The organism is Sulfurimonas sp. ST-27, assembly GCF_048081595.1.
In the GTDB taxonomy this organism is placed as follows: Bacteria; Campylobacterota; Campylobacteria; order Campylobacterales; family Sulfurimonadaceae; genus Sulfurimonas; species Sulfurimonas hydrogeniphila.
Map to the genome: position 1 here is coordinate 531915 of NZ_CP182226.1, position 22031 is coordinate 553945.

22 protein-coding genes are annotated in these 22031 nt (G+C 39.8%); 14 read left to right on the plus strand and 8 right to left on the minus strand.

The genetic code is table 11. The features are described 5' to 3' along the window. The first annotated feature begins 93 nt into the window (after positions 1-93). The 4 genes from fabG to accA all read left to right on the plus strand — a co-directional run bounded on the left by fabG (position 94) and on the right by accA (position 3415). Entirely contained in the window at positions 94-840 is a 747-nt protein-coding gene (gene fabG / locus ACM66U_RS02860) for a 3-oxoacyl-ACP reductase FabG (protein WP_151900923.1), read from the plus strand. 63 nt (positions 841-903) lie between these two features. Continuing rightward, positions 904-1131, plus strand: a complete 228-nt coding sequence (gene acpP, locus ACM66U_RS02865; protein WP_013326372.1) for an acyl carrier protein — start codon at positions 904-906, stop codon at positions 1129-1131. A 114-nt stretch (positions 1132-1245) separates the two neighbouring features. After that, positions 1246-2463, plus strand: a complete 1218-nt coding sequence (locus tag ACM66U_RS02870; protein WP_151900922.1) for a beta-ketoacyl-ACP synthase II — start codon at positions 1246-1248, stop codon at positions 2461-2463. Between the two features lie 16 nt (positions 2464-2479). After that, positions 2480-3415: an acetyl-CoA carboxylase carboxyl transferase subunit alpha gene (accA, locus tag ACM66U_RS02875; RefSeq protein ID WP_151900921.1), complete on the plus strand. Its 936-nt coding sequence runs from the start codon at positions 2480-2482 to the stop codon at positions 3413-3415. A 2-nt stretch (positions 3416-3417) separates the two neighbouring features. On the opposite strand, the gene ACM66U_RS02880 is transcribed toward accA, so the two are convergent. From ACM66U_RS02880 to ACM66U_RS02900, 5 genes are read right to left on the minus strand one after another with little or no spacing between them, the layout of a single operon-like run. After that, the gene (locus ACM66U_RS02880; RefSeq protein WP_418641080.1) at positions 3418-4227 is read right to left on the minus strand and encodes a 3'-5' exonuclease; all 810 of its coding nucleotides are present in this window, start codon (positions 4225-4227) and stop codon (positions 3418-3420) included. Continuing rightward, positions 4217-4801 carry a phosphoribosylanthranilate isomerase gene (locus ACM66U_RS02885; RefSeq protein WP_418641081.1) on the minus strand — a complete coding sequence of 195 codons (585 nt, stop codon included), beginning with the start codon at positions 4799-4801 and terminating at the stop codon, positions 4217-4219. The genes ACM66U_RS02880 and ACM66U_RS02885 overlap by 11 nt, the downstream gene beginning before the upstream one ends. Then, complete coding sequence (gene rpe / locus ACM66U_RS02890; protein ID WP_346389434.1) at positions 4801-5442, minus strand: ribulose-phosphate 3-epimerase; 642 nt, start codon at positions 5440-5442, stop codon at positions 4801-4803. Before rpe ends, ACM66U_RS02885 begins: the two co-directional genes overlap by 1 nt. A 45-nt stretch (positions 5443-5487) precedes the next feature. Next, entirely contained in the window at positions 5488-6882 is a 1395-nt protein-coding gene (locus tag ACM66U_RS02895) for a chemotaxis protein CheX (RefSeq protein ID WP_418641082.1), read from the minus strand. Continuing rightward, a complete protein-coding gene (locus ACM66U_RS02900) occupies positions 6879-7676 on the minus strand; it encodes an HDOD domain-containing protein (protein ID WP_418641083.1) in 798 nt (265 codons plus the stop codon). Before ACM66U_RS02900 ends, ACM66U_RS02895 begins: the two co-directional genes overlap by 4 nt. A gap of 166 nt (positions 7677-7842) precedes the next feature. Between ACM66U_RS02900 and rpmB the strand changes: the two genes are divergently transcribed. Genes rpmB through argJ form a run of 3 tightly spaced genes read left to right on the plus strand, consistent with a single transcriptional unit; the run spans position 7843 to position 10349 of the window. Continuing rightward, a complete protein-coding gene (gene rpmB / locus ACM66U_RS02905; RefSeq protein WP_418641084.1) occupies positions 7843-8031 on the plus strand; it encodes a 50S ribosomal protein L28 in 189 nt (62 codons plus the stop codon). A 16-nt stretch (positions 8032-8047) separates the two neighbouring features. Beyond that, positions 8048-9178 (plus strand): potassium channel family protein, encoded by a 1131-nt coding sequence (locus tag ACM66U_RS02910; protein WP_188109979.1) that lies wholly within the window; start codon positions 8048-8050, stop codon positions 9176-9178. Further along, positions 9171-10349: a bifunctional glutamate N-acetyltransferase/amino-acid acetyltransferase ArgJ gene (argJ, locus tag ACM66U_RS02915; RefSeq protein WP_418641085.1), complete on the plus strand. Its 1179-nt coding sequence runs from the start codon at positions 9171-9173 to the stop codon at positions 10347-10349. The genes ACM66U_RS02910 and argJ overlap by 8 nt, the downstream gene beginning before the upstream one ends. Here argJ and ACM66U_RS02920 read toward each other — a convergent pair. From ACM66U_RS02920 to ACM66U_RS02930, 3 genes are read right to left on the minus strand one after another with little or no spacing between them, the layout of a single operon-like run. After that, entirely contained in the window at positions 10337-10864 is a 528-nt protein-coding gene (locus ACM66U_RS02920; protein WP_418641086.1) for a gamma carbonic anhydrase family protein, read from the minus strand. The genes argJ and ACM66U_RS02920 overlap by 13 nt on opposite strands. A 13-nt stretch (positions 10865-10877) precedes the next feature. Next, a complete protein-coding gene (locus ACM66U_RS02925; RefSeq protein WP_151900912.1) occupies positions 10878-12977 on the minus strand; it encodes an RNA degradosome polyphosphate kinase in 2100 nt (699 codons plus the stop codon). A gap of 55 nt (positions 12978-13032) precedes the next feature. Further along, positions 13033-14241, minus strand: coding sequence for an apolipoprotein N-acyltransferase (locus ACM66U_RS02930; protein WP_418641087.1), 1209 nt, complete (start codon positions 14239-14241; stop codon positions 13033-13035). Positions 14242-14325: 84 nt separating this feature from the next. On the opposite strand from ACM66U_RS02930, the gene yajC reads away from it, so the two are divergent. The 7 genes from yajC to ACM66U_RS02965 are packed head-to-tail and all read left to right on the plus strand — an operon-like array spanning position 14326 to position 22030. After that, on the plus strand, positions 14326-14592 hold the full coding sequence (gene yajC / locus ACM66U_RS02935) for a preprotein translocase subunit YajC (protein ID WP_418641088.1): 267 nt from the start codon (positions 14326-14328) through the stop codon (positions 14590-14592). After that, the gene (secD, locus tag ACM66U_RS02940) at positions 14582-16147 is read left to right on the plus strand and encodes a protein translocase subunit SecD (protein ID WP_418641089.1); all 1566 of its coding nucleotides are present in this window, start codon (positions 14582-14584) and stop codon (positions 16145-16147) included. The genes yajC and secD overlap by 11 nt, the downstream gene beginning before the upstream one ends. Before the next feature lie 2 nt (positions 16148-16149). Beyond that, positions 16150-17121 carry a protein translocase subunit SecF gene (gene secF / locus ACM66U_RS02945; protein WP_151900908.1) on the plus strand — a complete coding sequence of 324 codons (972 nt, stop codon included), beginning with the start codon at positions 16150-16152 and terminating at the stop codon, positions 17119-17121. Next, positions 17121-17459, plus strand: coding sequence for a DUF6394 family protein (locus tag ACM66U_RS02950; RefSeq protein ID WP_151900907.1), 339 nt, complete (start codon positions 17121-17123; stop codon positions 17457-17459). Before secF ends, ACM66U_RS02950 begins: the two co-directional genes overlap by 1 nt. 14 nt (positions 17460-17473) lie before the next feature. After that, positions 17474-19945 carry a leucine--tRNA ligase gene (gene leuS, locus ACM66U_RS02955; RefSeq protein ID WP_418641090.1) on the plus strand — a complete coding sequence of 824 codons (2472 nt, stop codon included), beginning with the start codon at positions 17474-17476 and terminating at the stop codon, positions 19943-19945. Between the two features lie 2 nt (positions 19946-19947). Further along, a complete protein-coding gene (gene lptE, locus ACM66U_RS02960) occupies positions 19948-20466 on the plus strand; it encodes an LPS assembly lipoprotein LptE (RefSeq protein ID WP_188109978.1) in 519 nt (172 codons plus the stop codon). A gap of 16 nt (positions 20467-20482) precedes the next feature. Beyond that, the gene (locus tag ACM66U_RS02965; RefSeq protein WP_418641091.1) at positions 20483-22030 is read left to right on the plus strand and encodes a GGDEF domain-containing protein; all 1548 of its coding nucleotides are present in this window, start codon (positions 20483-20485) and stop codon (positions 22028-22030) included. The last annotated feature ends 1 nt before the right edge of the window (position 22031 follow it).

Sequence of the window (22031 nt, forward strand, 5' to 3'; positions counted from 1 at the left end):
AAAAAGTGCCGATTCCGAAAATGTATAATTTTTCAGGAACCCGTACTTCAGTGCAGGCCTGGGTGTTTTACAAAAAAATTAAAGGAAGGTATAATGAAATTTAGCGGAAAAAATGTTTTAGTAACAGGCGCAAGCCGTGGAATAGGTGCAGAAATCGCCAAAACTTTGGCGGGATTTGGTCTAAAGGTGTGGATAAACTACAGAAGCGGCGCAAAAGAAGCGGATGCGGTAAAAGAGGCAATCGAAGCAGAGGGAGGCAGTGCGGCGGTTATCGGGTTTGATGTAACCGATGAGGCAGCTTTTATTGACGGGATAAAGACAATAGTGGATGCGGACGGTGAGCTTTCCTATCTTGTAAACAATGCAGGCATTACAAAAGACAAGCTGGCATTGCGTATGAAAACAGAAGATTTTATGGCTGTTATTAACGCTAATCTTACCTCTGCTTTTATCGGATGTCGCGAATCTATGAAAGTTATGCGAAAGAAAAAATTCGGTTCGGTTGTCAATATTGCTTCGATTGTAGGCGAAACAGGAAACGGCGGACAGACAAACTATGCAGCGAGCAAAGGCGGGGTTATCGCAATGACAAAAAGCTTTGCAATTGAAGCTGCGACAAGCGGTATACGATACAACACTATCACACCGGGATTTATTGCAACTGAAATGACAGAAGTGCTGAGTGATGAGGTGAAAAAAAGTTTTACAGACAAGATTCCTATGAACCGTTTCGGTGATGCAAAAGAGGTGGCAAACGCAACAGCTTTTTTACTTTCGGACTATGCAAGTTACATTACGGGAGAAACTTTAAAAGTTAACGGCGGAATGAACATGGCATAAATGTCCTCTAAGATATTTATGCTATAATTACAGGATTTTAAACTTAAAAAAACAGGAGCTATAATGGCACTTTTAGATGATATTAAAGAAGTAGTAGTTGAGCAGTTAAGCGTTAACCCAGATGAAGTAAAACCGGATTCAAAATTCGTAGAAGATTTAGGTGCAGACAGTCTTGATGTTGTAGAACTGGTAATGGCTCTTGAAGAAAAATTCGACATCGAAATTCCTGATGATGAAGCTGAAAAAATTCAAACTGTTCAAGATGTTGTAAACTATATCGAAAACAAGTAGTCAGTTTTTTAATTTTTCAAAGAGGTTAGTCATCTCTTTGAAAGCAAATATTTTTAATAGTTAATTTTTGTATTGATTTTTAAAAGTATTTTATTATTTTATGGAGAATATTCAATGAAAAGAGTGGTAGTTACAGGTCTGGGAATGATAAATTCAGTAGGTCACGATAAAGAGAGTTCTTTTAAAGCTATATGTGACGGTGAATGCGGAATAGACATCATCACTATATTTGACCCTGAAAAATTCAGTGTAAAAATAGCCGGAGAAGTCAAAGACTTTGATCCTGCTACGGTTATGCCTCCCAAAGAAGTAAAAAAAGCAGACAGATTTATCCACCTTGGACTCAAAGCTGCCAAAGAAGCGATGGAAGATGCGGCACTTCCTGAAGATACAGATATGGAGCGATTCGGAATCAGTGCAGGTTCAGGAATCGGCGGACTCCCTTCCATTGAGAAAAGTTCTGTTATTTTAGAGACTCGCGGACCAAGAAGAATTTCTCCGTTTTTTATTCCGGGTGCTCTTGTAAATATGCTGGGAGGATTTGTTTCTATAGAACACGGAACAAAAGGACCAAACCTTTCAAGTGTAACAGCCTGTGCCGCAGGAACACATGCAATCAGTGAAGCGGTAAAAACCATTATATGCGGCGGAGCCGATAAAATGCTGGTTGTCTCGGCAGAGTCTGCTATAACAGGTGTGGGAGTCGGCGGATTTGCCGCGATGAAAGCACTCTCTACAAGAAATGATGATCCCAAGCATGCCTCTCGTCCTTTTGATGCAAATCGTGACGGTTTTGTTATGGGAGAGGGGGCTGCGGCTCTTGTTTTGGAAACATACGAAGATGCAGTTGCGCGTGGTGCAAAAATATACGGTGAAATTATCGGTTTTGGTGAAAGCGGTGATGCGAATCATATTACAACACCATCATTGGACGGTCCTGCCCGTGCGATGAAAGCTGCCTATAAAATGGCCGGTGAACCGAAACTTGACTATGTCAACGCACATGGAACCAGTACACCGGTAAATGATAAAAATGAAACAGCAGCGCTGAAAGATCTTTTGGGCGGAAAAGAAAACTGTCCTCCGATGAGCTCTATCAAAGGACAGATCGGTCACTGTCTCGGTGCAGCAGGCGGTATAGAGGCTGTTACATGTTTGATGGCGATGCGGGACGGTATCATTCCTCCGACAATCAACTATGAAACACCTGATGAAAACTGTGACCTGGATTATGTTACTGAAGGTGCGAGAAAAGCAGATTTAAACATTGTTATGAGTAACTCATTTGGTTTTGGCGGAACAAACGGCGTTCTTATATTCAAAAAAATCTAATTGACAAGGATTTAATTTGGCTACATACTTAGACTTTGAATATAAAATAAAAGCTATTCAAGAAGATATAATCTCTGCACAGGTTCGCCATGATCAAGGCGCAGTTGAAGAGTTGAAAAAGAAATTAGATAAGGAAGTTACAAAGATTTACAAAAATCTTTCTGACTTTCAAAAGCTTCAACTGGCACGCCATCTTGATCGTCCTTATGCACTGGATTATATTAATCTTATAATGAGAGACAAGTATGAAATACACGGAGACAGACATTTCCGTGATGATGCCGCTATTCTTTGTTATATTGGGTATATTGACAATCAAAAAGTTATGGTTATCGGCGAGCAAAAAGGACGTGGAACAAAAAACAAGTTGAAGCGAAATTTTGGTATGCCGCATCCTGAAGGCTACAGAAAAGCGCTCCGTGCCGCCAAATTGGCCGAAAAATTCAATATTCCGCTTCTTATGCTTGTAGACACACCGGGTGCCTATCCTGGTATAGGGGCAGAAGAGAGAAACCAGAGCGAGGCAATTGCCAGAAATCTGCTTGAACTTGCAGAACTGAAAATTCCTACGGTTTCTATTGTTATCGGAGAGGGCGGTTCCGGCGGTGCTCTTGCCATCGGCGTTGCAGATAAATTTGCAATGATGCGTTATTCTATCTTCAGTGTTATTTCGCCTGAAGGTTGTGCTGCAATTCTCTGGAATGATCCTAAAAAAGTAGAAACTGCTACAAACGCACTTAAAATCACCAGTGCAGATTTAAAAGAGCTTGATTTGATTGACGATATTATAGATGAACCTTTAATCGGAGCACACAGAGAAAAAGAAAAAGCAGCACAGGTTCTTAAAGAGTATTTTTTACAAAAAGTGGACGAATTAAAAGCTATGAGTGAAGAAGAGAGAATGAATGCACGCTATGCAAAACTCACAAAACCGGGTGCTTTCAAGGAGTAACTCTACTGCTCTTTTTCCTCTTTTTTTATCTCTAAAAGAGGATCAAATTTTGGGCGTTTCAGCCTTGGCGCCTCTTTTGAAAACTTGATTAAATCTTCTACCGTTTTTATATCTTCATCCAGATTCTCCAGACTTAACAAAAACAGTCCATAGGTTGTAATGACATCGCTCATGGCTCTGTGATGCCTGGCTTCCGGATTTAATCGCAGTGTTTCATTCAGATAGGAAAGTGCATATCTGTAAGAGACAATAGTTCTTTCAGCCAAGGCAAGAGAACAGAGACTCCTGTTTAGCAGGGGTTCCAAGCCGATTTTTTGCAGGCTTTTGGATATAAAGCTGTAATCAAATTTGACATCATGGGCAACAAACACGGCATTGCCCAAGAAGAGTTTAAATCGTTGCAGAACATCTTTGAGCTGAGGCGCATTTGTTGTATCATCGGCAGTTATGCCTGTAATCTCCGTGATATGAGGATTAATTTCTTTGGTATGGACCAAAGATTCAAATCTGTCTATGATTATTCCATTTTTTACTTTTACAGCAGCAATCTCAATGATCTGGTGTTTTTCTATTTTTGAACCGTTTGTTTCGATATCAACGATACAGAATTCCGCCTGATGGATGGGAATAAATTTTGTATCGAAATAGTAATATCCCTGGTGTCTGATTACATGTAAACCCTGTGCTTTCCAGAGTTCTATGGAAAGTTCAAGCTCTTCGCTCAGTTGCTCTTTGAGTGTTTTTAAAGAGAGTCCGCGTGAAGAGAGTCGTGAAATGCTTTTGGCATCAAGATTGAAATTATCAGTGAGCATTGTGTATAAACTCTCTTACTTTAGCTGTATCTTTTTTCCCGTGTGATATTTCTACACCGCTGCTGACATCAAAAGCATAAAAACCGTACTTTTTCAGAGCATGAATGTTGTCGGGAGTTAAGCCGCCGGCAAGAATTATTTTGGAACATTCAATGCCCTCAAACCATTCTGCATTAAGTTGTTTTCCTGCACCGCCATATGCTTCACAGTAGGCATCAACAAGTCTGTACTCATCAGCATACTGGAGTACATCTTCTTTTTTTTGTGCTCTTATAACTTTGATATGAGGGATTTTCAGTGCCTCATAAAACGCTTCGTCTGCTTCAAAATGAATCTGGGCAAGTGTCGCACCAACCTCTTTACATGTAGCATTGACTGTCTGTGCATCGACGTTGACAAAGAGGGCTACTTTCTCAACAAAAGGAGGAAGCTTTTGAATAATTTTTTTTGCCTCAGCAGGTGTTAAGCAGCGTGGAGATTTTTCATAAAATACAAATCCAAGTGCATCAGCTCCGGCATCTATTGCCGTCATAGCATCTTCATAAGAGGTAATACCGCAGATTTTTGTACGCATTATATTTGTAAGCTCTTTATCGCTTTGGCTCTGTCTTCGTGCTTAAAAACATAGCTGCCGGCAACGACAACATCAACGCCGGCTTCTTTGAGTGCATGGATATTTTTGTCACTTACCCCGCCGTCTACCTGGATAAGACATTCGGGATTGAGTCTTTTTCTCATAGCATCAAGTTTTTTTGCTTTTGGAAGTACGGAATCTATGAAAGATTGCCCTCCAAAACCCGGGTTGACACTCATAAGCAAAACCATATCCAAATCAGCAAGAAGGTATTCCAATTCTTCGGGAATTGTGTTTGGATTGAGCACTATAGAGGGTTTGATGCCAAGAGAGCGGATTTTTTGTATGAGCCTGTGCGGGTGTTTCTCCTCTTCTATATGAAAAGAGATATATTTTGGCTGCAGAGGTGCGAAAAGCTCTACAAAAAAGGTGTTGTTCTCGACCATAAGATGAATATCCAGGGGTTTTGTAGCAGCTTTGGCTATGGCCGAAACCACAACCGGCCCTATCGTCAGATTGGGTACAAAATGCCCGTCCATGACATCTACATGTACCAGATCACACTCCGCTTCACATATTTCCTGTACATCCCGTGCCAAATTTCCAAAGTCTGCCGAGAGAACGCTAGGGGCTACTTGCATATTCTTCCTTTTAAATTATTGTGGAATTATAAACTATAATAGCTTTTACCTTGTTAAGAAAAACAAAAACTTGTCATTATCAAAGGATAAATCAACCTGAACACCTTTTTTTCCTTTGGCAACTTCTAGCAGTCCTTCAACATTATGGTAGGTTCTAGGAAGGGTAATATCCACACTGATGTGTTCGTCTGCCAAAAGTGTTTTTACTTTTCCTCCGACAATGTTGACAAGTTCAGCCAGGGTATCAAGTATCATCTCTTTGTCGTCAGTACTCTCCCCAATAAGCAGTTCGCAGGCTTTTTTCGCAATGCCCAGCGGAAAAACAAGCATAACCATGCCGTCAATGTCTCCGTAAAAACCGATAGAGCTCGCTATTTTTCCATCTTTGTCAGTAATTTCAATTTTGTCTACTTTTGCCGCATCTTTGATGGCTTTTGAATTGGTCATCATCTCTATAGTGGCTACAGTTGCATCAATAAATCTTGGCAGTTCTGTCACCAGTACTTTGTTAAGTGCACGTTTGTTCTTTGTCGCAGCTGCACTGCTGGCACCAAGTTCGTCCAAAAGTTCTTTGTTTTGTAAAATATCATCCATCTGTTCAAAAAACATGATGCCGGCATCTTCAAGTGTCTCTTTGAAAGAGAGAGGTGTTTTGTCAAAAGACATGCCTACAAAACATATGGTGGCATTGTATTCGGCAGAAGATGATGCAAGCTTTGAGAAAAAATTAAGAGCATGAATGTTCATACTGACAACTTTGTAGGCATCAAAGATAAAAAGTCTAAAACCGACATGCAGGGAGTTGTTGTGATAGGCTATATTAAAAGTATTGCCTATTTCCGCATCCAAAAATGAAGAAACAGTGTATATGATGGCATTGCCCGTGACTCTTGTTGCAACTTTTTGTCCCATTTGCCCGAGATATGTGTCTTCTATGATGACATCATAGGCATTTTCTACTTTTGCTTTTTGTAAAAACTCTTCTTTTGTCTGTGCAACTATCGGGTTGTGGCCATTGTTGTGCAACTCTATTGCCAGAGCGGCTCTTTGTGACTTGTCTTCACTGTAAAGCAGTATATTTTTATTTTTTCCTTTGAACCCGTCTGCAAACAGAGAAGCGATTTGCTGAGTTTTAAAGAGTGAAAAACTTAAATCGCCATCATAAAATTTTTTAAAAGCATCATATTTCTTTTTGTCATAATCACAAAAACCGACGATTATATGGTTTTTGCTTCTGACTTTTTGAAACATTTTTACAAAAGTGTCCAAACCGTTTCTGTTGAAGAAAATAACTTTTTTTAGTGAAACAAGAATCATCGAAGCATTGCTTTTGAGTGTGGCATCTATATCTTCTATGCTCAGAAAGGAACTTCCTGACGAACCGTCAAGGAATCCCTGAGGGTGAAATACGCCGATTCCTTCTCTAATTACCGCTCTCATGAAATCTCCATCAGTTTTGAAAAGTCATCATAGATGTCGCTGACAAAATCAATTTGAAAGTCAATAAAATCATTCAATCCGGCTTCAATAAAAACAGGTTTTGACAGGGTGTAAAAGAGTAGCAGATGCATCCATTTTCCAAGTTTGTTGTTTGTTTCATCCTGAGACGGTTTAATGCCGGAAGATGCCTGAATGATATCGGCAATATTTTTGGGCATTTCCCATTTTTGGGAAATTCTTTCGCATATATCAAACAGGTCCATATTGCAGAGTCTCTGCAATATGGTGTTGAGATCAATCTCATCTACACTTCTAAGAAGCTTTACATCTTCAATTTTTTCACAAAAGAGTGCTTCGGATACTATGATACTTGCAGGGAGCAGAGCAACAGCACTCTGAAAGTCTTTATCTTCTATCTGCAAATAAGCGGTAATTTTGTGCCAGTCAACAGAGAGTCCGGCCTGTAAATCATAAAAAGAAGATTTGTTCAGTTTGAAGAGTTTCCATTTTGCGGGAGAAAGCAAAGAGATCATATAGTTGTAAGCCGCCTGCTGTGATCTTGAGACACCAAGTATGCCAAAAATCTGAGAAACATTTGTGACTTCATTTTTAAACCCGTACAAAGGTTTGTTCACCAGCTCTTTCAAATAGGCATTGAGTGCAGGGTCATTCTGTGCCACTTTTGCTGCTTGAACCAGATCACCCTGATCAAGCAAAGCGAGCGTCTGTTTTAAAATCTTTGGTGATGGCGGTATTTTTTCTATAAATGCGTCTATCTGTTGTAATGTAATCAAATTTTACTACTTTATGTTGGATATTATATATTCTAACGAGATTAAGATAAAATTCAAATAAAGTATAGAAAGTATATTCTCAAAAAAAACAAAACAGGCTTAAGTTGCAGTTTTGCTTTTGTTTGCTATAATTCGCAACTTTAAAATATCATTCAAGGATACTCAAATGGCAAGAAGATGTGCTATCAGCGGCAAAGGCCCGATGAGTGGGAACAATGTTTCTCATGCAAAAAACAGAACAAAGCGTCGTTTTTTATTAAACCTAAGAACAGTTCGTATTACATTAGACGACGGTACAACGAAGAAGATTAAGATTTCTGCAAGAGAATTACGCACACTTAAGAAAAATTCGTAGACTATAGGAATCAGTTTTGAATCTTTTACCAAGGATTCGCAAGTTCCTAAATTGGGAGAGCCCTCCCAAACCTGATCCCAAGCTTCTTCCTGAAGTTTATTCCCACCTTAAAGCTTTTCGTCTCCCTTTAATTTTAACAGTATTTGTAATGTTAATAGGAACATCCGGATATGTTCTTATAGATAATTTTACAATAATGGATGCAATTTATCAAACGGCCATTACTTTTACTACTGTTGGGTTTGGTGAAATTGCTCCAATATCAAACGCAGGAAGAATTTTTACTATCAATTTAATTATTGCAGGTTTTGCAGTATTTTCAAGTGCTATAGGTATTTTGGTTTCAGAACTGAACAAGGGGCATATTGTTGCCATAATGAAGGAGAGAAGAATGCTGTACAAAATAGCAAGACTTAAAAAGCATTTTGTTGTGTGCTATCATAATGACTATACAATAGAAGTAACAAAACAGTTGCGAAAAAACCATATTCCTTTTATTGTGATTGATCCAAGAGCTGAAATCCACGAATGGGCAATAGAGCATAAATATCCGCATTTTTTGCAGGCACAGCCTCATGCTGAGCTTTCAATGCTCAAAGCACATCTTTCTTCTGCAAAAGGTTTGATTACTTTGTCGAGTTCTATTGCTGACAATATTGCGCTGATTGCTTCGGTGCGGCTTTTTGAAAAAGAACATTTTTTGCCTCGTCCCTATTATGTGATATCCTCAGCAGAGACAATGAGTGATGTGGAAAAGCTGAAAAAACTTGGAGCAGACACTGTCGTTTCTCCGACAAAACTCACAGCGCAGAGAGTCTCTGCAATGGCAGCCCGTCCCGATATGGAAAATCTGCTTGAAGAATTTTTATATAAAAGTGACAATCCTTTGGATATGCAAGAGATCATAGTGCCGCGTTACAGTTGGGCAGTTCTCAAAAAATTGAAAGAGACACATATCCGGGAAATTGCAAACACATCAGTTGTGGGAATTACCAGAAAAGACGGAAAGCTTATTGGCATGCCAAAGGGAGATACCTTGGTGACAAGTGAGTCGAAACTTCTAGTGATAGGCACACAGGAAGGCATTAAAATAACAAAAGATCTGATTTCAAAAAGAGTCAAACCTAAGGAGTTGAAGTTTGTATAAGTTGATAAAAGTTGATGGTGGGGTTTGTACGGCAGAAGGTTTTTATGCGGATGGCATCAGTGCAGGATTAAAACCGCACAATGCAAAAGATATGGCTTTTGTTTACAGTGATACCCTGTGTGAAATAGCAACAGCATTTACAACAAACAAAATGACGGCAGCACCTATACGCCACTTTAAAGCAAAAGGTGAGTTTCAAACAAATTTTGTACTTATTAATTCTAAAAATGCCAATGCTATGACCGGAAAAGCAGGTATTGAAGATATTGAAGAAATTTTAGCCACCTTGCCGGAGGAAGTGCACAATCCTGTAATGAGCTCAACAGGTGTTATCGGTGTACGACTGCCAAAAGAGAAGATTATAGCCGGTGCCAGACTTTTTGATTTGAAAAAACGAGACGGCAGTTCGGCGGCGGCAGCGATTATGACAACCGATACTTTTTCAAAACAGATTGCCTACAGAGTTGAGCTTGAAGACGGCAGCAGTTTTCACATTGGTGCAATGGCAAAAGGCGCGGGTATGATTAATCCCGCTATGGCTACTATGCTCTGTTTTATCACAACTGATGCCAAAATTGACAAAGATGAAATGCAAAATATTTTAACTGAAAATGTAAAAACAACTTTTAATGCCGCAAGTGTTGACGGAGATACCTCGACCAATGACACAGTCATGTTGCTCAGCAATGCAAAAAGTAAAGTCTACCACAGGAGAGCATTCACAGAAGCTCTTTATAAAATTATGCGTTTTTTGGCCCGTGAAATGGTAAGAGACGGAGAGGGCGCGACAAAACTTGTTACCTATGAAGTGAGTGGGGCAAAAGATGATGCGGAGGCAGAGATTGTGGCCAAAGCGCTGACCAATTCTTTACTTGTCAAAACGGCACTCTACGGAGAAGACCCAAACTGGGGAAGAATCGCTTCAACAGTCGGTGCAAGCGGTGCTGATGCGGATGAAGAAAAACTGCGTATTGCCTTTGAAGATGTCTGTGTCTATGACAGGGGAACACTCTATTTCGATGCAGTGATGGAGCAAAAAGCCGGTGAGATAATGAAAAGAGAAGCATTTACCATTTATTGCGATTTGGGAATAGGAGACGGAAAGTTCACAGCTTTTGGCTGCGATCTCGGGTATGAATATGTCAAAATAAATGCGGACTATCGAACGTAATCCTCTTTAAACGCCACATAGCGTGAGGCAGAGGCGTAAAGTTCTTTTATCTCCTCCTCGCTCAATTCTCTGACAACTTTTGCAGGGCTTCCCATGATGAGCGAGCGGGGCGGAAAAACTTTGTTTTTTGTCACAAGCGAACCTGCTCCGACTATGCTCTCTTTGCCTATAACCGCACCGTCCAGTATAGTAGCGCTCATGCCGATAAGACAGGCTTTTTCTATGGTACATCCGTGCAGCATGACGCGATGTCCTATGGTCACATCATCTTCGATGATTGTCGGATTTCCGTCACTTTTGTCCTCTTTTTTGTAATGCGTTACATGTATCATACTCAAATCCTGAATATTGACACGATTGCCGATTTTTATATAATGCACATCACCGCGAACGACACAGCCAAACCAGACAGAGCAGTCCTCTCCGCAGCTGACATCCCCTATAACATCTGCAGAAGGGGCTATCCAGCTCCTGTTACCTATAGTCGGAGTTATATTTTTGTATACATGTAACATAAGGCGTGCTCCTTTAACTTTCTATGAAGAGACGGTTAACCAGTTGCTGCACATAGGTAGAGGTCTCTTTTTTGGTTGCTTTTGCAATGCGATTGACATAGTCTTCAAGAAGTTTGTGGTTGTTGATAACCTTTTGCCCCTCTTTTGGTTTGATTTTTATATAGGATCCGTCACTTTGCAGTTCATGTGCAAGGGCATTGTCGGAGCATTGCAGTTTGAGAATCTGTATAATTTTCTTTTTGGCATCTTCATCTTTGATGGCAGTTAAAAGCTCTATACGCCGCACAAGATTTCGGGGCATCCAGTCTGCACTTGAGATATAGACTTTTGATGCATCATTTTTAAAATAAAAAGTACGGGCATGCTCAAGGTATTTTCCCAAAATGGAAACAACTCTTATATTTTCGCTGACATCTTTGATACCGGGCTTCAAACAGCAGATACCACGTACAATAAGCTCAACTTTTACACCGGCTATAGAGGCTTTGTAGAGTGCTCTGATGACATCATCGTCAACAAGTGAGTTTACCTTTGCAATGATATGTCCGTTTTTTCCCTGTCTTGTTTCATTGTGAATGAGAGAAAGGACTTTAGGCTTGATTTGTGAAGGAGACATATATAACTCATTGAGTTTTCCTTTTTTGCTAAAGCCTGTCAAAAAGTGAAAAAAGCGTGTTAAGTCATTGGTAATGGTGTCCTTGCTCGTCATATAACTCATGTCAGTATATATTTTTGCAGTGGAAGGGTTATAGTTTCCTGTGCCTAAATGGGCATACTGCTTGAGTTTTCCGTTTTTTCTTCTTGTGATCAAAGCCGCTTTTGCATGGACTTTAAACCCTTGAATTCCGTAAATAACATGGGCTCCTGATTTTTCAAGCGCTTTTGCCCAAATGAGATTGTTCTCCTCGTCAAAGCGTGCTTTTAGCTCAACCATAACGGTAACCTGTTTTCCCGATTCACTGGCATCCATCAAAGATTTGACGATAGGCGACTTTGTCCCTGAACGGTAGAGTGTCATTTTTATAGAGACAACATCAGGGTCTTTTGCCGCATGTTGAATGAGATTTACCACAGGGTCAAAACTCTGATAAGGATGGTACATCAAGACATCCTGCTTTTCCAGGATAGAGAAAATATCTTCATTGTTTTCAAAAGGCGGCAGATTTTTTGGTTGAAATGCCGGTGCCAAAAGATGTGCAAAGTTTTTGTTCGATACTATCTGCCAAAGACTTGAGAGATTTAAAAAGGTATGGTATCTGTAGATGTCATCTTTGTATATATGTGCATGACGGTTAAAAAAGTTAATGATTTCATCATCAGCATTTGAACCGACCTCAAGCCGGACCATTTCTCCTTTACGGCGAAGTTTGAGCCCCTCTTCAAGAATCTCCATAAAGTCATCAGCTTCCTCTTCTTCTATGGCAATATCAGCATTTCTTGTCACACGAAAAGGGGCATATTTGATAAGCTCATAGCCCGGAAAAAGTTCATCAACATGTTTTTCCACAACACTTTCTATCGGTACATAGGTTCCGTTTCCAAGCTCTACAAATCTGTTTAAAACACGGGGAACACGTATAATTCCAAAGCGTTCTATATTTTCGTTGTCCATATCGCGAAGTTTTACGATAAGCCCGAAACTCAGGTTGTTAAGATGTGGAAAAGGATGTGTGGCATCTATGGCAATGGGAATAATTACCGGATAGATGTTTTCATTGAAATACTGGTTGAGTTTATGTTTGTCCTGATTGTTCACTTCATCATATGTCTTTACACTGATACCATGAGGCTCAAGTTTTTTAAATATTTCACTTCTGCAGTGCTCGACAACCTGCTGTTCCTGATGCAGATAGTTTCTTATTTCGCGAAGCTGTTGCAGAGGTGTCAGCCTGTCGGCCCCTGAGACGATAATACCCGCGGCAAAAAGCTTTTTAAGTCCTGCCACGCGAATCATATAAAATTCGTCCAGATTTGTCCCGTAAATGGCAAGAAATTTGAGACGTTCAAGCAGCGGCAAAGATTCATCCTGTGCCTGTTTGAGGACTCTTGTGTTAAACTGTAACCATGAAAGCTCACGGTTTAAATAAAGATTGGGATTTTTAAGGTTTATCATAAAATTTTCACTTTCTTTGGTAAGTTTTTTCTTTATTATAGCAAAGAAATTATTACTATTTGATTACACCTGTGCCGCTCATGTTGGCTGCGTGGTAAATTGTCACACCGTTTTTTCGGGCATAGTACTCTAAAAGCAACTTCTGCAGTGTCGGCTCAATAGAAGGGGTAAACCATGCATTGTTGCTTATGGCAATCATATATTTTACATTGCCATTGTAGAGCTCTTTACATGTAGCCTCATAACAGACGGCATTTCTGAACTTGATACCTTTTATGACAAAGTCTGTCGGTTTTTTTGCCGTAACAAAATCACTTGATCCTTGAAAAAAAGTATCGTTGATGAATTTTTGTGCAAATTTTGGCAGAGGAATGTACTCGCCAAAGGGTACCAGAATGAGTTTTTTGGCAACCTTGTATCTGCCTTTGTCAAACATATAGGTGACATTGTAGTTGAGATTGTTTTCACGCATCAGTGCACCGGCTATGACAGTGATTTTTTCAGAAGCCTTACGAAGTTCCTGCATCAGTTTCGGCATTTCATTCATAAAAAGAGGGAAGACAGATTCGGGGAATATGACAACATCATAGCCTTCTGCCTGTGCCTGACGGATTTTTTCAAAAATCATGGCAACGGTAGGGTAGAGGCTGCTTCTCTCCCACTTGACACTTTGGGGGATTTCTGTTTGTACCAGCTTTATTTTCAGGGGTGCATCATGCTGCTTGGGATAGCCGTAGTTATAGGCAAAAACGAGAAGCAAAAGAGGCAAATATCTGTATTTATTGTTTTTTATCAGTGAAGGCAGGGAGAGGGCGAGCAAAACAGCCGCCAACTGATATTTGTAAACACCTATATAACTGTTGACAAACAAGAGCTCAATTTTCATCCAGTTCCAGCCAAGCGGTTCAAAAAAGCTGAGTCCAAAAAGCAGTAGGGCCCGTATATAAGGCTTGTCTGTAAAGGCAAGCGGTGCAAAAAAGAGAAGATAAATAATACCGAAGCCGAGAGTAACAAAAGGCTCCATATAACCGACACCCTGGTATTTAAAACTGAAACCGATCCAGTAAAACCAAAAGAGTCCTATAAAAAAACCGCTAAAAAGAACCGCTTTTTTAGGAATGCTAAGAAGCAGTGCTATTGCTCCAAGTCCAAAAAGGGTATTGAAAAATTTATTTTCAATGCCAAAATATTCCAAATAGATAAAAGCACTGAAAAGTGCAGCCGTGCCAATTGCGAGTAAAATATTTTTTGTTAAGGAATTCATTTTGAAATTGTACTGAATTTAAGAGCTTATTAGTATATTTTTTGTATAATCGCTGCAATTTTATAAGAGAAGGAAGCACAAGATATGGAAATTATCTCCCAACTACTACCGTTTGTATTTTTAATTGCAATTATGTATTTCGTAATTATTCGCCCACAGCAAAAAGAGGCCAAGGCCAAAAAAGAGATGATTGAATCTCTTAAAAAAGGTGACAAAGTCATCACTAACGGCGGTTTTATCGTTGTTGTTCATAAAGTTGAAGAGAACTTTTTGATAGTAAAACTTAATGATGATACACTCGTAAAAATTACAAAAGATTCCATTGCAAAGAAGTTCGAGGATGAAGCTTAATTATCGCATAGTCATCTTTGCTCTGGCAATAGTGTTTGGAATTGTATTTTCTCTTCCATCACTTTTACAGACCCAAAGCGGCAAAAAAATAACCTTAGGCCTTGATTTACAGGGTGGACTGCATATGCTGCTCGGTGTGAAAACCGAGGAAGCGACAAAATCACGTATTAAATCAATAGCGGCAAGTATCAAACACTTTGCAGAACGCAATGATATTTTAATAGACGGATTGAGCTTTGACAGCAAAAGTGTAACTTTTGAAGTGCTTGATAGTGACGAGATTAAAAACTTTGATGATTTTTTATCAAAACTTGAAGGTGTGAAAGTTACACACAAAGGTTCTGTCATAACCTTGAGTCTGACGCCTAAAGAGATAGAAAAAACAAAACAGCAGGCAGTCTCGCAGGCAATTGAAACGATCAGAAACAGACTTGACCAGTTCGGACTCTCAGAGCCCGTTGTCGCACGTCAGGGAAAAGAGAAGATACTTGTAGAGCTTGCGGGGATTAAAACACCGCAGGAAGAACAGCGTGCACGCGAGTTGATTTCTCGTGCGGCAAAACTTGAAATGATGGCAGTTGATGAAGCCAGAAATGCACGTGTTTACAATATGAGTGACGCAGATGCGGCGGCATACGGTGATGTGATTTTAGAAGATGTGAAAAATCCTAAAATCAAATATCTTGTGCATGAAATCCCTATTCTGGACGGCGGGATGCTTACCGGTGCAAATGTGGGCTTTGACCAAAACAACCGCCCGGTGATTAATTTTAAACTCAATGCAGAGGGTGCTGACATCTTCGGTGATTTTACCGGTAAAAACGTAGGCAAACGTCTGGCAGTTGTACTTGACGGAAAAGTCTACTCTGCACCGAATATTAATGAACGCATCGGCGGAGGCAGCGGACAGATTTCCGGAAACTATACAGTGCTTGAGGCAAAAGATTTGGCGATTGCGCTGCGTTCGGGTGCATTATTGGCGCCAATATATATGATGGAAAAACGTTCTGTCGGCCCAAGTCTGGGTGCTGACAGTATTAAAGCATCTATGATAGCGCTGATAGGCGGTTTTATTCTTGTTATTGTTTTTATGATGGTTTATTATCGTATGGCAGGGGTAATTGCAAATATTGCCCTGATTGCAAACCTGTTGATTCTTTTGGCGGTTATGAGTCTTTTTGGTGCGACGTTGACGCTGCCGGGTATGGCAGGTATTGTCCTGACGGTCGGTATGGCGGTGGATGCGAATGTCATTATTACCGAAAGAATCCGTGAACTCATTTATGAGGGAAAATCTATGCACAAGGCCATAGAAGAAGGCTACGCAAACGCAATGACGGCAATTTTGGATGCAAATATCACGACGCTGATTGCTTCTGTTGTCTTGTATGTCTATGGTACAGGTGCTATAAAAGGGTTTGCCATTACTATGAGTATCGGTATTTTGGCATCTATGCTCACTGCAATTCTCGGAACACACGGAATTTATCAGATGCTTGAACCTAAAATGGGCAAAAGCAAAAATTACCGTTTCTGGTTTGGGATTAAAGGATAATTATGGAATTTTTTAAGTATAAACAGCCCATTGATTTTATGGGTAAATCAAAAATTGCGATGGCAGTTTCAATTATTCTTATCTTGGCTTCATATGCGATTTTGGCGACAAAAGGACTCAATTACGGGATCGACTTTGCCGGAGGAACGATTGTTCAGGTAAAGTATGACACAAAAGCCCCTATCAAAGCGATGCGGGAAAAACTGCAGGCAGACAAACTTTTTGACGGTGCTTCCATCAGTGAGTTCGGTTCTCCGGATGAAGTTGTCATTCGTATGAAAACATCGAGTGCGAGTGTAGCAAAAGACATCGGTGATGTTGCAAGAGCAGCACTGCAGGGTACAGGCAATTTTACGATTCGCCGTGTTGATATTGTAGGTCCAAAAGTAGGTTCAGAGTTAAAAGAGAAAGGGCTTATGGCACTTTTTCTCTCTATAGCCGCGATTCTTGTTTATGTGGCATTTCGATTTGAATGGCGATTTGCCGTGGCTTCTATAGCCGCGTTAGTGCATGATGTCTCGATTGCAATGGGTGCGGTGGCTCTCTTTCAGATTGATGTCAACCTTGATGTACTTGCTGCAATACTGACACTTTTGGGATATTCGCTCAACGATACAATTATTGTCTTTGACCGTATCCGCGAAGGGATTACAAAATCCAAAAAAGCAAATTTGACAGAGATTATCAATGAATCTATCACAAGAACGCTTGCCCGTACGACACTGACCTCTTTAACGACCTTTTTTGTGGTTTTTACACTGTTTATGTTTGGCGGAGAGATTATTCATGCCTTTGCGTTTACGCTTTTGGTAGGTATAATCGTAGGAACATATTCGTCCATCTTTGTTGCTTCACCGTTGTTGATACTGTTTGGTTTTGATGTGAAAAACTATCATGCAAAACTGGCAGAAAAAGCAAAAAGAGAAGCAGAAAAAAACAGAATGCGCGAACAGTTTGAATCAGGAGTTATGTAATGGATTGGGGTAAAGTAGTATACGTATTTTTTTCATTAATGAGTCTTACATCGATCGCAGGGTTTTTATATGAAAATACGGCTATTTCATTGTTTATAGCCGCAAGTGTGAATCTGATTTCAACAATTTTAAAAATCGGTGTGCGTAATCTGCTTTCAGCCGAACTGTTGGCATCTTCTTTGGTGGCAGACCTGCACCTGATTCCGGCATTTGTCTTTTTGGTTATTGTGCAGAATGATTCCTGGGCAATTGCCCTGGCAATCGGTGCATTGATTGCCAATGTATTTTCAATGGGACTTGTCTACATTGAGAGCAGTAAAACACACGAAGAATATTAACAGGAAGAATAAAATTGGAATATAACGCAAAAACTATAGAAAAAAAATGGCAGGAATACTGGAATCAAAACGAAAGTTTTGAGCCGAGTGAAGATTTTACCAAAGAGAAAAAATACATTCTTTCAATGTTTCCGTTTCCAAGCGGACGCCTGCATATGGGACATGTAAGAAACTACTCTATCAGTGATGCTTTTGCGAGGTACCACAGACAGCAGGGCAAAAATGTTTTACACCCGATTGGCTTTGACAGCTTTGGTATGCCTGCGGAAAATGCTGCTATAAAAAACGGTTCACATCCTAAAAGCTGGACCTATGACAACATTGACTATATGAAAAACGAATTTTATTCTCTGGGTTTCTCTTTCTCACGTAAACGTGAATTTGCCACAAGTGATGAGCTTTATACGAAGTTTGAACAGGGCTTTATCATAGATATGTATAACAAAGGTTTGCTGTACCGTGAAAAAGGGATGCTTAACTGGTGTCCGCATGATCAGACTGTTTTGGCAAACGAGCAGGTAGTGGATGGATGTTGCTGGCGATGTGACACACCGATTGTCAAAAAAGAGATGAATCAGTACTATTTTAAAATTACAGCCTATGCAGACGAACTTTTAAATGATTTGAAAAAACTTGAAGGTGGCTGGCCAAAACAGGTTCTGACGATGCAGGAAAACTGGATAGGCAAGTCAAACGGACTTGCTTTTGATTTACACTTTGATGAAGCAAGTCAAGCAAAACTTTCGCATACATTTGAGTGTTTTGATGTTTTTACAACAAGACCTGACACCATTTACGGTGTGAGTTATACGGCTTTGGCACCTGAACATGAAATTGTTTCGTATATGATAGAGAACAAATTGCTTGATGATTCGGTTATTGCACAAATTGAGACTATGAAAAACACCTCTTCAATCGAGCGGCAAAAAGAGAAATCGGGTGTTTCGCTTGGTTTACATGTAACGCATCCGCTCACAGGAGAAAAAATTCCTGTCTGGGTGGCAAATTTTGTGTTGATGGATTATGGAAGCGGAGCGGTTATGGCCGTACCTGCACATGATGAGAGAGATTATGATTTTGCTAAAAAGTATGACCTGCCTGTAAAACCGGTTATCAAGCCTTTTAAAACAGAACATGACTTTTCAAAATCTGCTTTTACAGAAGTCGGTGAGCTTATAAATTCCGGCGAATTTACAGGGATGAACTCTCAAGAGGCACAGGAAAAAATCATAGCTGTGTTTGAACAAAAAGGTTTGGGCAAAAAGACGACAAACTATAAACTCAAAGACTGGGGTGTGAGTCGTCAAAGATACTGGGGTGCACCTATTCCTTTTATTCATTGTGAGGCGTGCGGTCTTGTTATGGAGAAAAAAGAGAATCTTCCTGTGGCTCTGCCGGATGATGTAGAGATTACAGGAGAGGGAAATCCTTTGGAAAAACACCCGACATGGAAACACTGTAAATGTCCGGAGTGTGGCAAAGATGCTGTTCGTGAAACAGATACGATGGATACTTTTGTAGAATCCTCCTGGTATTTCCTGCGTTTTTGTGCATCGCCTAAAAACTGGGAAAAAGAGGCATTTTCACCTGAGCAGATAAAATACTGGATGCACCAAAAAGGGCATGAAGGTGTTGATCATTACATCGGTGGGATAGAACATGCGATTTTACACCTTTTATATGCGCGTTTTTTTACAAAAGTGTTCCGTGATTTGGGTTATATTGATTTGGACGAACCTTTTGAGAAACTTTTAACCCAGGGAATGGTACTTAAAGACGGGGCCAAAATGAGCAAATCAAAGGGCAATACGGTTGACCCCGATGCCATCATTGAGAAATACGGTGCAGATACGGCACGTCTGTTTATACTTTTTGCCGCACCGCCGACACAGGAACTTGAATGGAATGACAGTGCTGTTGAGGGTGCCTACAAGTTTATAAAAAGATTTTTTGAGCGAAGTGCAAATGTCTTTACATGTAACGAGAAGCCTGAAATCAATCATGCAGACTTGAGTAAAGAAGAGAAGTTTGCCCGTAAAAAAGTCTATGAAGCACTCAAACGTGCCGAAGATGTTTATAATGAAAGATACACATTTAATACAATGATTGCCGGTGTCATGGAGGCGATGAATGCGCTCAATGCACAAAAAAATGCAGATGTATGGACGGAAGGATACTGGATACTCAGCTCGATTATGGAACCTGTTATTCCTCATACCTGTCATGAAATCAGTGAGCAGTATTTCAAACTGAACAACCTGGCTCCGCAAGAAACAGTAGAAGAAGTTTTTGTAGAAGAGAGCATCTCTTTGGGTGTTTCTCTCAACGGGAAAAAAAGAGGGGAAATTGAAGTTGCCGCTGATGCTGATAAAGAGACAATTATTGCAGCAGCAAAAGAAAATATTGCCAAGTGGCTTGAAGGCAAAGAGATTGTCAAAGAGATTTTTGTTCCTAAAAAGCTTGTCAATATTGTTGTAAAGGGCTAAGAATGAGAAAATATTCACATGCATTGAAGGTATTTGTTCTTTTGATTCTTCTTGTTTCAATGAATGCATGCGGATATAAGCCAAGTTCAAAGTATGCCAGAAGTGTTATTGGTTCAAAAATATACACACATGTTGTCATTTCAGCTTTGGATCCCCAAAATACCGTTTTAATAAAAGATGCGGTAGACAGCGCCATTGTGGAAATTTTTCATGCCTCTCTAACAGACAAATCCCATGCCGATACAACGTTGAATTTTTCTCTGACACCACCGAGTTATTCGCCAATTCAGTATAATGCAGAAGGGTATATTATTGCATATCGGGCAAAAATTGTTTTAAAGATTGCAAGAGAATCAAAAAATATTAAAAAAACGTATACGGCAAGAGGTACCTATGACTTTTCGGTTGTACCAAATGCTGTTATAACAGATCAGGAACGATTTGATGCGATAAAATTCAGTGCCATCAAGGCTATAGCATCTTTTGTTGCACAGGTCTCAGCAGAAGGATCACAACTATAAATCAGGAGAAGATTACATGACTATACAAACAATCATAAGTAAAGCTGTCAAAAGATTAAAACTCGAAGGAAAATTACTGACTCCTGACTTTTATGCAGAAGCATTTTGCAAAGAGGCGCAAAAAGCAAATATGCAGGTTGAAGATTGTCAACATATTGACAAGTTCAATGCCATGCTCAACAAAGACTTACAAAAAGAGCTCAAAAAATACAATATAAAAACGATGCATGAGTTTGTGCGTTTGCTGATTTCAAAACTCAACAGAACCAACCCGACGCAGTGTTCAAACCTGCTTGAATCCCAAACATTACTGACAAAAAGGGTACTGCAGGTTATTACTGTACTGCACAACAAAGAAGCGGGTGAGCTTGCACAAAAAACTCTGGAACTTATAGAGCATGGCGCCCAGCCTGAACAGTTGGACCAGTTTCGACAACGATGGGTCAATTTTTTAACTACTTATGATGATGCTTTTTTGCAAAAATTGAAAGAGTACGGTGATGTAGATACGCGGGATTTACAAAAAACTATTGAAAATTTACATTTGGAATGTGTTGGTGCACAAGAAAACCAAAGTGTGGATTTACAGAAAATATCAAAACTTTTGATAGCTTCTTTTGTTCCCTCCATTGCTTCGAGTGTGAATGATACGATTGCAGCTTTGAGTGAAAAAATCCAGAAAAATCCTGAACTGCTTGAACATGAAAGTGTTGAAAATGAAATCAGGTCAGCCATATCTTTGCGCATAGCACTTGACAAAGAAACTGTCAAAGAGATGGTAGAGTCTATTGACGGAGTTCTCGATAAACTTTCACTGCGTCTTATAGACATGATAGAGAGTTCTGACAACTCAAATGCCGAAATACAAAAAATAAAACTTGAGTTGGAATCTTATACGGAAGAATCAACTGTAAACTTTGCACTTGCACATAAAAAACTTTTTACAATTGCTGTTGCCTTAGAGAAAAATACACATCTTTTAAGTAAAGATTTGCAGGGACACAGTGAGGAAGTCAAAGCTTTGAGCAAAAAAGTCCGTACACTTGAAAAAGAGCTTGAAGAAGCAAAACAGGAATCAAAAGAAGATTTTTTAACGAAGTTGTATAACAAGCGCGCGCTTGATGAGTTTTTAACGATGAAAGAGGCAGAATACAAACGCTATGGACATAATTTTGTCATTGTTATGTTTGATATAGACTTTTTTAAAAAAGTAAATGATACCTATGGACATGAAGCCGGGGATGCGGTTTTGGCGGCATTTGCCAAAATACTCAAAAAAGAGAGTAGAACAGTAGATATAGTCGGGCGTTTTGGAGGCGAAGAATTTTTGGCACTTTTAAGTGAGACGGATTTGGAAGGGGGTGTGACTTTTGCCCAAAAGGTGAGAAAGCATGTCGAAAAGACTCGTTTTGTATATAAAGGCAAGCGTATTAAAGTGACTGTGAGTGCCGGTGTCGCGCAACGAAGTGATCATATTTCACTTGACGCGACGATAAATTCTGCCGATGAGTATCTGTATAAAGCAAAAAAAGAGGGAAGAAACAGAGTGGAGTATAAAAAATAAA